Genomic DNA, 7,736 nt, shown 5'->3' on the forward strand with positions numbered 1-7,736 from the left:
TAAGCGATGATTCAACAAAGACGAAATCGAGGACGGATACTGAGCGATCGCGGATGGGATAAACTGCAAGATACGCTACGAGAAAACTTTGGCGGTCAGTATACGATCGAACAGTTAACAGAATTAATCGATCCGCTGATTAATCCCAAGTCAATTAAGGCTTTAAGTACAGACACCGTTTCTAAGATATTGCGGCGAGAAGAAAAGGTTGATAAAAGCTCAATTGACGCTTTTTTTACAGCATTGGGACTCAAACTAGAGAAAGACGATATTACTGTTAATGTTCAGGTATCGCCACCCCCACCCAAGGTAGATCCGAATTTTGTGGGGCGGGAGGGTGCGATCGCAGATCTCAAAAACCTAATCCAACAAGGTGCAAAAGCGATCGTCATTCACGGTAAAGGCGGTATCGGCAAAACAACGCTGGCGTGGCAATTTCTCCACACGCAGGGATTCGATAAAATACTCGATCTGCGGATGGCAAAAGAAACTCAAAATATTACCTCAGCCGAAAGTGTAATTGAAGAATGGTTGCGGCGATATTTTGATGAAGAACCAGGGCGAGAGTTTGGCGTTACCCTAGATAGATTGAGGCAACATTTGCGAAATCCCAAGCAAAGAATAGGGGTATTAATTGATAATTTAGAACCAGCACTAGATGAAAATGGCAGGTGCATCGAAGCGCATCGAAAATATGTGGAATTATTCACTGCTTTAGCAGATCCAGCAGTGCAATCTGTTACCCTAATTACCAGCCGCGAACGCCTGCGCGAAGCAGCGGTAACAGTTGAGAATTATCGCTTGGAAGGTTTGGATATCGCCGCATGGGAAGAGTTTTTTAACAGCCGCAAGATTCAGATAGATACAGAAGTGCTCAATGCGATGCACCAAGCTTACGGGGGAAATGCCAAAGCTATGCAAATTTTCCCTGGTGCGATTAAGGAGTATGACAATAGTTTAGCGGCTTATTGGCAAGCAAATAAAGATGATTTGTTAATTGAGAGAGAATTAGAAGGTTTAGTTGTTAGTCAATTTAATCGCTTGCAACAACTCGATTCATCTGCTTATAAACTTCTCTGCCGTTTAGGATGTTATCGATATCAAGATGTTCCAAGAGTTGCGATCGAAGGTTTGTTTTGTTTGCTTTGGGATGTGCAAGATAACCAACATCGGCGGGTAATTAAATCGTTGCAAGATAGGTCTTTAGTAGAATTTTGTAATCAAGAATACTGGCTACATCCAGTGATTAGGACAGAAGCGATAAAAAGGCTGAGGGAAAGTGAAGATTGGGAGATAGCGAATCGTAAAGCTGCTGAGTTTTGGACAGATAGTGTTAAGACAGTTGAAACAACAGAAAATGCCCTGCGAGCTTTTGAAGCTTATTATCACTATTTAGAGATTAATAATTTCAATATGGCTGGCACCGTAATTGTAAATCAGAGATTTAACAAATGGGAGGAAGGAGAGCCTCTTGCTAGGTCGTTTTATAGGCTAGGTCTATTAAAGCAAATGATTTTTTCAATTAATCTGATAATTAAAGAAATTAGTCCTAGCTATGTTTTAAGTAGAATTTTTAATCTATTAGGTGATTTGTACTGGCTGACAGGAGAGATTCACAAAGCCATTTCCTCTCATCAAAAATCAGGATTAGTTGCAAATCAATGTCTAGATTCGTTTCAAGGAGAAGGAGAAATAAAATTTTGGTTAACTAGGCTTAAAAGATATTATTTATTTAACACGGGATTATGTAATATAGATTTGTGGCAAATTGAAGAAGCATTGCTGCTTTTTGAGCAAGTCAAATTATTATGGCAAAATAATAATTACGAAAATGGTTTCTATGAATATGAATTATATCCTATAGATGTTTGGTGTTGTATTGCTTTTTTGAATTCATGTTTAAACTGTAAAGAAAAAGCATTTAACTTTGCTGACAATGCTTACCGCAAACTTACATTATCAAAGTTAGATTCATGGTGTACGGGATATGCTCCTTTGTTTCTAGGTCAAACATATAAGAATTTGTTAGAAATAGAAAAATCTTTTGAAATGTACCTCAGAGCGCTCACCTATGCTGAAGAAAGTCACTATGCCCAGGTAAAGGCTAAAGCTCTCTACGGTCTAGCAGAACTTTATCGAGAACAGGGAGATTTTACAACAGCGCTTTCCCATCATACAGAATCAATAGAACTCCTAGAAAAAATAGGTGCTAAATGCGACCTAGCCGAAGCTTACTATCAACTTGCCTTAACTTATCAAAAAATCGGTGACACCGAAAAAAGTCAGCCAAACTTTCAACAAGCAATTCGACTCTTCACCGAAATGGAAGCACCCAAGCAAGTTGAAAAAGTGCGACAGGCGATGGAAAATGGGGAAAATCATTAACCAAATTACCTCGCAAAAGTTAGAGATAAGTGATATAATTTAATCAAATTTTGCATTTCTGTTTCAACATTACAGGCAATAACAACAGTTCCATGAACACCCTTGACCAAGTGCTAGAAACTGCTTCGCAACTGCCCTACGAACAGCAGGAAATACTAATCGAAATTCTGCAAAATCGCCTCCGCGAAAATCGCCGTGCAAAAATGGCAGCCGATGCTCAACAAAGCTTGGCAGATTTCCATGCAGGTAAATTTCAACCCCAGTCAGCCCAGGAAGTCATTCTAGCATTGCGCCAGTCTTTGCATGAGCCAGAAGTATGAGACAACTGGTTTTAACCTCCAAATTCAAACGAGCATTCCGCAAGTTTGTCAAGCGAAATGTTGACCTCCAGCAACGCATTGAAGACACTCTTCAACAAATGGAAGCAGACGTATTTGCCCCAGCCCTCGCCACCCACAAACTAAGCGGCAAGTTTGACGGTCTTCAGTCCTGCTCTTGTGGTTATGATTGTCGTATTGTCTTCTCGATCGAACTCGATACAGAAACCAAAATTGAAGTTATTGTTCTGCTTGACATAGGCACGCATGATGAAGTTTATTAACTGTGTCGGTAAAACAGAAATAACCTCCCGCCAGTCTTGAAAATCAAACCATTATTGATTAATTCCCCAAACTTACCGGAACCACAAGCATAGTAATTCCCTGTCTACCAACAACCTTGACAAAATCATCAGGAATAACAATATCATCACAATTAGAATGATAAAATCGAGCAGGCCAATAACTACCCAAACACTTAACTCTTCCCGGCTGATTTTGCGTAATTGTCCTTTCCACCGTTCCCATGACCGCTTCAGAAAACATCTCAACTTTTTCAGACACAAATAAATTTAACACTGATTACCTCCCTCCGAACATTTGGGGTAACAGAGTCTAGTTTCCACTTTTCCACCAACCTTAACCAGAGGAGATCCCGAAGTTAAGCAAGAAGATAACCTGTAGTAAAAACAATTTGGCAAATTCATCCCCAGCAAGCTTTTCAGACACCAGAAAATCTATAACAACGAAATTAGCCTCTAGCTTAACTTCCTTAACTTCGGGAGAACTAATCAACCGTCCCCCAGAAGAAGCAAACAACTATCAATTCTCATCAGTTGAAATCAAACAAACCGCCTTTCGCATCGACGGCGTATTTCTCCCCGCAGTAGGCGAAGAAAACCCAATTTACTTTTTAGAAGTTCAGTTTCAACCCGACTCAGAATTTTACTCGCGCTTTTTTGCCGAAATCTGTTTATACTTGCGTCAAAACAAACCTCAAAATGACTGGCGTGCAGTAGTTTTATATCCCAACCAAAGCACAGACACCGGAGATATTAAACATTACCACGAGTTTTTCGCCAGTCAACGAGTCAGACGCATCTATCTAAATCAACTGGGAGAAATAGCAGAACAATCTATTGGTGTTGGAACTATAAAATTAGTCATTTTGCCAGAAGAAAACGCGGTTGAACAAGCAAGAAATCTGATAAATAAAGTCAGGTCAGAAATACCAGATGAACTTACCCAGACCCAAGTATTACAATTGATAGAGACTATATTGGTCTACAAGTTACCAAACAAGAGTCAAGAGGAGATAGAAGCAATGTTTGGATTAAGTGAATTAAAGCAAACAAGAGTTTATCAAGACGCTTTTCAAGAAGGCAAGATAGACGGGAAATTAGAATCTGTACCCCGGTTGTTAGCATTAGGATTAACGGTGGAACAAATAGCACAGGCGTTAGAGTTGGATATCGAAGAAGTCAGGAAGGCGGCGCAACCGGAATCTTCTAATTAAAACTAAAAGTGAAGCGATACGCCTACGGCAGGCTACGCCAACGCGCTTTCTCCCAACAATTGCCATTAAATTTTGTTAAGATTGTTTCGGTCTGTTTTATCGCCTGAGCGATCGAGCGGCGAAAAACCCCTTGTTTTAACTTCCTGGAGACTTCTGAATGCTGCGACTCGAACATATTAGTAAAATTTACCCCACAGGCGAGGTTTTGAAAGATGTCAACTGGGAAGTAAAGCCAGGGGATAGAATCGGTTTAGTTGGTGTTAATGGTGCAGGTAAATCTACCCAACTCAAGATTATCACTGGAGAAATTGAACCGACATCTGGCGAAATCATTCGTCCTGCAAGTTTACATATAGGATATCTCACCCAAGAATTTGAAGTAGACCCTAGCCGCACAGTTAAAGAAGAATTTTGGCGTGCTTTTGGAGAAGCAAACGATGTGCATGAAGCTTTGTCAGAAGTGCATCGGAAAATGGAAACAGCTAACCCAGAAGAGTTAGATGAACTTATTCATAAAATGGATAAGTTTCAAAGGAAATTTGAAGCTTTAAATGGTTATGTTTTAGACGCGCAAATTGATAAGATTTTGCCGGAATTGGGTTTTGAACAGGGGGATGGCGATCGCTTAGTCAGTGCTTTTAGTGGTGGTTGGCAAATGCGAATGAGTTTAGGCAAAATTCTCCTGCAAAAACCCGATGTTTTACTATTAGACGAACCGACAAACCATTTGGATTTAGAAACAATTGAATGGTTAGAAAATTACCTAAAAAGTTTAACAACTCCAATGGTAATTGTATCACATGACCGGGAGTTTTTAGACCGTCTTTGTACCCAAATCGTGGAAACAGAACGCGGAGTTTCTACTACTTACTTAGGTAACTATTCCAACTATTTGTTACAAAAAGCTGAAAACCAAGAAGCACAATTATCAGCTTACGAACGTCAGCAAAAGGAATTAGAGAAACAGCAAGCATTTGTCGATCGCTTCCGCGCCAGCGCCACTCGCAGCACCCAAGCAAAAAGCCGAGAAAAACAATTAGAAAAGATTGAAAGAATCGAAGCACCAACCGCATCTTTAAGAACATTACATTTTCGTTTTCCTCCAGCACCTCGTAGCGGTCGAGAAGTAGTAATCATCAAAGATTTGGTGCATACTTATGATGATAAGATTCTGTTTTTAGGAGCAGAATTGTTAATTGAAAGAGGCGATCGCATAGCGTTTTTAGGGCCAAATGGTGCTGGAAAATCTACATTATTGCGTCTAATTACTGGTGCAGAAACACCCACCGAAGGAACAGTAAAACTAGGCGCACATAACGTAATTCCCGGTTACTTTGAACAAAATCAAGCCGAAGCATTAGACTTAACAAAAACCGTCATGGATACAATTCATGATGAAGTACCAGAATGGAAAAATGAAGAAGTTCGCACCTTGTTAGGTCGGTTTTTGTTCAGTGGCGACACAGTATATAAACAAGTTGGTGCATTAAGTGGGGGAGAAAAAGCGCGACTCGCTTTAGCAAAAATGTTGTTACGTCCAGCTAACTTACTAATATTAGATGAACCGACAAACCATTTAGATATTCCAGCTAAAGAAATGTTGGAAGAAGCATTGCAAAACTATGATGGAACAGCTATTGTAGTTTCGCACGATCGCTATTTCATCTCCCAAGTTGCTAACAAAATCGTCGAAATCCGTGATGGAGAATTCCGCGTTTATCTAGGAGATTATCACTACTACTTAGATAAAATTGCCGAAGAAAAAGAACAAGCGAAATTAGCAGCAATTGAAGCCCAAAAAGCTGCTAAAAAAGCCGAAAAAGCAGCGAAAGAAGCTGCTAAAAAAGCGGCTGCAAAACGCAAATAAACTTGCAGAAAACTTAGCAAATTACTCTGTAAATTAAACTAGAGACGTTTTATAAAACGTCTCTACTTATTTAGATAGGTCTATTTAAGCGTGACCGGGGATTTTGGATTTATGATTCTTAGCCGATCGAGAGCTTTGAGAAACTCTGGCGCTTATCCAGCACAATTCCTTAATTAATTCTCAAAAGTTGCGATTAAAAATATAATAATCAGGTGAATTAAGGTACAATATCAGAATTTTGTTTTATAAATCGGTTACATTTTGAAACAAAAAGTATACATTTAGAAACTATAAAAACAGAGAAATTTAAAGATATTCATTCATAAGATAGATTGATCTTTGATTGTTCTCTGATACTATAAAACGCAATTCAGATTTTGATTTGCAAATTTCTATACCTCTTTTTTTTGACAGCATAGTTGAGATAAAATCCATATTTTCGCAACAGCAATTGTAAAAAATTGTAACAAAAAATGCTGGAATTGTTGCTTAATGAACTTGGCAATAGATTGTCTGTAATTCTAGGTTGATTAGATTTGCAAATCGTGATTCTGTTGACTCTAAGTTTATGGAGTTAGTAGAGACAGATGAGCGCGAAAAAAGTAAAAGTTCAGTCCGTGATTCGAGGTGGAATCGCGATACGTGCGATCGCACACGCTGGCGCGATCGGGATTTTATGTATCTTTGGCAGCATCCTAACTGCTTGTTCCCCGAATCCAGCAACTAAAGGATCGATCGCTCAAGGTAAATCAGATCCAAATCCCAAACTTAATTCGGTTGCTGTCACTGTTGGCGATCTGAGCAACCCGTTTTTTGTCTTAATGGGACGTGGTGCGGAAATAGAAGCCAAAAAAATAGGTGGCCCAAATACGCGGGTAACGCTGGTTTCGAGTGGGTATGACCTGAACCAACAATTTAACCAGATGGAAAACTTTGTGGCTTCAGACACCGATATCATCATTTTGAACGCAGCGGACAGTAAAGGCATTGAACCTGCGGTGGCGAAAGCGAAAAAGGCTGGCAGCGTAGTCATTGCTGTGGATACGGGCGCAGGTAGAGAGGTAGACGCTACCATCACCTCAAATAATTTGCAAGCAGGACAAGTCAGTTGTAAGTACATTGCCGATCGACTTAAGGGTAAAGGCAACGTCGTAATAGTGAATGGCCCACCCGTCGTTTCGGTAATTGAACGAGTGCAAGGTTGCGAACAGGTACTTGCCAAATACCCAGGTATCAAAATTCTCTCGAAAGACCAGAATGCCGAGGGTAGTCGAGATGGCGGATTGCGGGTAATGAGCGATTTGCTCACCTCCTTTCCCAAAATAGATGCAGTTTTTGTCATTAACGATCCTTCGGCTGTAGGCGCGGAACTTGCAGCTAGACAAGCCAAACGCAGCGAATTTTTCATTGTTGGTGTGGATGGGGCACCGGAAGCAACGCAAGCGATCGCCGATCCTAAAAGTTTGTTAGTTGCCACTGCTGCTCAAGATCCCTTGGGTATGACGCGAAAAGCAGTGCAAGTCGGCAACGACATCTTGCATGGCAAACGACCTGCTAACCGCAACATTTTAATTCCAGTCAAGTTAATCACCCGCCAAAACGTCAGTCAGTACAAGGGCTGGCAGTAAAGAGATGGGGGGATGGGGAGATG

7 protein-coding genes are annotated in these 7,736 nt (G+C 40.4%); 6 read left to right on the forward strand and 1 reads right to left on the reverse strand.

What is annotated here, in order from left to right; translation table 11 throughout:
• The first annotated feature begins 6 nt into the window (after positions 1-6).
• The 3 genes from IQ264_RS20820 (at position 7) to IQ264_RS20830 (ending at position 2,986) form a co-directional block, all read left to right on the forward strand.
• A complete protein-coding gene (locus tag IQ264_RS20820) occupies positions 7-2,385 on the forward strand; it encodes a tetratricopeptide repeat protein (protein WP_193982719.1) in 2,379 nt (792 codons plus the stop codon).
• 92 nt (positions 2,386-2,477) lie between these two features.
• The gene (locus tag IQ264_RS20825; RefSeq protein ID WP_193982720.1) at positions 2,478-2,705 is read left to right on the forward strand and encodes a hypothetical protein; all 228 of its coding nucleotides are present in this window, start codon (positions 2,478-2,480) and stop codon (positions 2,703-2,705) included.
• On the forward strand, positions 2,702-2,986 hold the full coding sequence (locus IQ264_RS20830) for a type II toxin-antitoxin system YafQ family toxin (RefSeq protein ID WP_193982721.1): 285 nt from the start codon (positions 2,702-2,704) through the stop codon (positions 2,984-2,986). Before IQ264_RS20825 ends, IQ264_RS20830 begins: the two co-directional genes overlap by 4 nt.
• A 58-nt stretch (positions 2,987-3,044) precedes the next feature.
• Here the strand turns inward: IQ264_RS20830 and IQ264_RS20835 are convergent, their stop codons facing one another.
• Positions 3,045-3,281, reverse strand: a complete 237-nt coding sequence (locus IQ264_RS20835) for a hypothetical protein (protein ID WP_322744772.1) — start codon at positions 3,279-3,281, stop codon at positions 3,045-3,047.
• Positions 3,282-3,396: 115 nt separating this feature from the next.
• Here IQ264_RS20835 and IQ264_RS20840 point away from each other — a divergent pair, with 115 nt between their 5' ends.
• The 3 genes from IQ264_RS20840 (at position 3,397) to IQ264_RS20850 (ending at position 7,713) form a co-directional block, all read left to right on the forward strand.
• A complete protein-coding gene (locus IQ264_RS20840; RefSeq protein ID WP_228061691.1) occupies positions 3,397-4,218 on the forward strand; it encodes an Rpn family recombination-promoting nuclease/putative transposase in 822 nt (273 codons plus the stop codon).
• A gap of 157 nt (positions 4,219-4,375) precedes the next feature.
• On the forward strand, positions 4,376-6,085 hold the full coding sequence (locus IQ264_RS20845) for an ABC-F family ATP-binding cassette domain-containing protein (RefSeq protein ID WP_193982722.1): 1,710 nt from the start codon (positions 4,376-4,378) through the stop codon (positions 6,083-6,085).
• Between the two features lie 587 nt (positions 6,086-6,672).
• The gene (locus tag IQ264_RS20850) at positions 6,673-7,713 is read left to right on the forward strand and encodes an ABC transporter substrate-binding protein (protein WP_193982723.1); all 1,041 of its coding nucleotides are present in this window, start codon (positions 6,673-6,675) and stop codon (positions 7,711-7,713) included.
• Positions 7,714-7,736 lie beyond the last annotated feature (23 nt).

The organism is [Phormidium] sp. LEGE 05292, assembly GCF_015207735.1.
In the GTDB taxonomy this organism is placed as follows: domain Bacteria; phylum Cyanobacteriota; class Cyanobacteriia; order Cyanobacteriales; family Aerosakkonemataceae; genus Floridanema.

Coding starts and splice junctions, on each gene's coding strand:
- IQ264_RS20820 (WP_193982719.1), top strand. CDS start 7: ATGATTCAACAAAGACGAAATCGAGGACGGATACTGAGCGATCGCGGA.
- IQ264_RS20825 (WP_193982720.1), top strand. CDS start 2,478: ATGAACACCCTTGACCAAGTGCTAGAAACTGCTTCGCAACTGCCCTAC.
- IQ264_RS20830 (WP_193982721.1), top strand. CDS start 2,702: ATGAGACAACTGGTTTTAACCTCCAAATTCAAACGAGCATTCCGCAAG.
- IQ264_RS20845 (WP_193982722.1), top strand. CDS start 4,376: ATGCTGCGACTCGAACATATTAGTAAAATTTACCCCACAGGCGAGGTT.
- IQ264_RS20850 (WP_193982723.1), top strand. CDS start 6,673: ATGAGCGCGAAAAAAGTAAAAGTTCAGTCCGTGATTCGAGGTGGAATC.